Source organism: Candidatus Cloacimonadaceae bacterium (assembly GCA_030693415.1).
In the GTDB taxonomy this organism is placed as follows: domain Bacteria; phylum Cloacimonadota; class Cloacimonadia; order Cloacimonadales; family Cloacimonadaceae; genus JAUYAR01.
Window position 1 is genome coordinate 1 of sequence record JAUYAR010000047.1, and the last position, 2,243, is coordinate 2,243.

Consider the following 2,243-nt stretch of genomic DNA (forward strand, 5'->3'; position numbering starts at 1 on the left):
TCTGCCAATGCAAACCTGAAATAAAGGATAAACTCAATAGTGTACATGAGGAACTCTATGGCAACGGCAACAGCAATAACTCACTTGTAACCAGAATGGCAAGGGTGGAGACGAACATGAAAATCCTCTTGGGCGTCTCCACCACCCAATTCTTTATGCTCGTGGGAGTGGCTATCAAGATGTTCTTCAGTCCCAATTAAAGAAAGTAAAGATTATCATATACAAGGAATCACTATGATTAAAGAACCTAAACTGACCTATAACCAACTCCGGCAGATCCTCTGTCTGGCTATCTCCAATGGCGCCATTAAGGCAAAGTTGGAAGACTTGCTATCCGGCAAGCTGACCAAGGTATCGGAAGTCGAGCTGTTAGAGCTGATCTCCACCTCCGAAGCCGATAAAGAGCTGATCCGCATTCTCTCCGGACAAGACCCTGACAAGATGGATGCAGTAGTAGCTCTGGAGTACATCTCCGCTTTTTTCGCCTATATCAGAGCCAGCAAGGAGAAGTGCAAAGACTGGCTCGGGAGTTTCGGATTAGCGGTGGCAACCACTCAAAAGCCTACAGTTACCCCTACGAGAAGTTCGAGATGATCATGCGAAAACTCGGCTTTAACAATGAAGACTTCAACACACTGACCATGCCGGAACTGTATCTAAGGCTCTGTCTGAACGACCCCAAAGCCTACAGTGGAGACCTCTAATGGATGCTTTAATCGGATGGATAGGCGGAAAACGCCTGCTCAGAAAGACCATCTCCCAGTATGTGCCGGAAGGTATTACCGGCTACATCGAACCCTTCGGCGGGGCTGCTTGGATGCTATTACTCAAAGAACGCTGGGCTGACCTCGAAGTGTACAACGATCTCGACTACCGCCTGGTAAATCTCTTCCTGCAGGTCAAGTATCATCCTGATGAACTGATCAGGGAACTGGATTGGTTCGTCGCCAGCCGTAAACTCTTTGGCGAGATCATGAAACAGGAAGGCTTGACTGAGATACAGCGGGCTGCCCGCTTCATGTTCCTGATTACCAGATCGTATGGCTCAAAAGGCGACAGCTTCGGCACCTCTCAGAAACGTGGCACATCCAGTATGTATAACCGGCTGAACCGTATCAAAGAACTGCACAAGCGATTGGATATGGTCATCATCGAGAACCTGTCTTACGAGAAGGTAATTGATAAGTACGACACCAAGACCAACTTCTTTTACTGCGACCCACCATATATGACCGGCTATACCTATGAGAACTCCAAGCAGTTCAGCCACGAAGCTCTCTTTCAGAAACTCAAAAACATCAAAGGCAGGTTCATCCTCAGCTATGACGACAATCCTGATGTGCTGAAACTGTACAAAGGCTATCCCACCTTGCATGTTACCAGAACCAAGGGCATCAATCGTAAGGAAGGCAAGTCTGAATATAATGAAGTAATCATCGCCAACTTCCCACTGGAGGTAAAGTGAACTCTATCATCTCCTGGATAGGTGGCAAACGGTTGCTCAGAAAGAAGATCCTACCAATGATACCCAAGCATGACATTTATTGTGAAGTGTTCGGCGGTGCCGGCTGGGTACTATTCGGAAAGTCGCCTAAGAAGGAAGATTGGCAATTATCCAATAAGAGCCGTTACACGGAGGTCTATAACGATATCAATGGTGATTTGGTGAACTTCTGGAAGTACATTAAACAGCACCCGGAAGCCTTTGTTACCGAGTTGAACCAGTATCTTATCTCCAGAGAGTTATTCGACAGCTTTGCAGCTCATCAACCCAAAACGGAACTGGAGCGAGCCATTCGCTTCTACTTCCAACTCTCCTGCTCTTATGGTTCAAGGTCAAAGAACTTCTGCATTATGCAGGGCTACAAGTATATGCCACTGAGAGGACTGGAAAAGGTCAAAGCAGCTTCAGAACGTCTGCAGCAGGTAATCATTGAGAAACAGGACTTTGAGAAGATACTGAGCCGGTATGACAGTCCCAATACCTTCTTCTACTTAGACCCACCTTACTTCACAAAGGAGCATCTATACGACAGAGATGATGCCGATGCCTTTACTAAGCATGAAGAGATGGCAGCCATCCTGAAGCAGATCAAAGGGAAGTTTCTGCTGTCCTACAATAACGATCCGTTTATCCGCACACTCTACCAAGGCTTTATTATTGATGAAGTCGAAGCGCAATATACTGTCTCAGGCAGTTTCCAGACCCAAACAGAGCTACTAATCCGCAATTACTGATGCCA

General features: G+C 46.6%; 4 protein-coding genes. All 4 read left to right on the forward strand.

The genetic code is table 11. The annotated features are described in order from the left end of the window. On the forward strand, nucleotides 1–200 hold a 200-nt coding region (locus Q8M98_03060), incomplete at its 5' end, for a hypothetical protein (protein ID MDP3113734.1). 34 nt (nucleotides 201–234) lie between these two features. Continuing rightward, nucleotides 235–594 (forward strand): hypothetical protein, encoded by a 360-nt coding sequence (locus Q8M98_03065; GenBank protein ID MDP3113735.1) that lies wholly within the window; start codon nucleotides 235–237, stop codon nucleotides 592–594. A gap of 109 nt (nucleotides 595–703) precedes the next feature. Further along, nucleotides 704–1,465: a DNA adenine methylase gene (locus Q8M98_03070; protein MDP3113736.1), complete on the forward strand. Its 762-nt coding sequence runs from the start codon at nucleotides 704–706 to the stop codon at nucleotides 1,463–1,465. Then, a complete protein-coding gene (locus Q8M98_03075) occupies nucleotides 1,462–2,238 on the forward strand; it encodes a DNA adenine methylase (GenBank protein MDP3113737.1) in 777 nt (258 codons plus the stop codon). Before Q8M98_03070 ends, Q8M98_03075 begins: the two co-directional genes overlap by 4 nt. The last annotated feature ends 5 nt before the right edge of the window (nucleotides 2,239–2,243 follow it).

Bases quoted from the DNA above. Each gene is read 5' to 3' on its own strand.
- Q8M98_03065 (MDP3113735.1), top strand. From the start codon at position 235: ATGATTAAAGAACCTAAACTGACCTATAACCAACTCCGGCAGATCCTC.
- Q8M98_03070 (MDP3113736.1), top strand. From the start codon at position 704: ATGGATGCTTTAATCGGATGGATAGGCGGAAAACGCCTGCTCAGAAAG.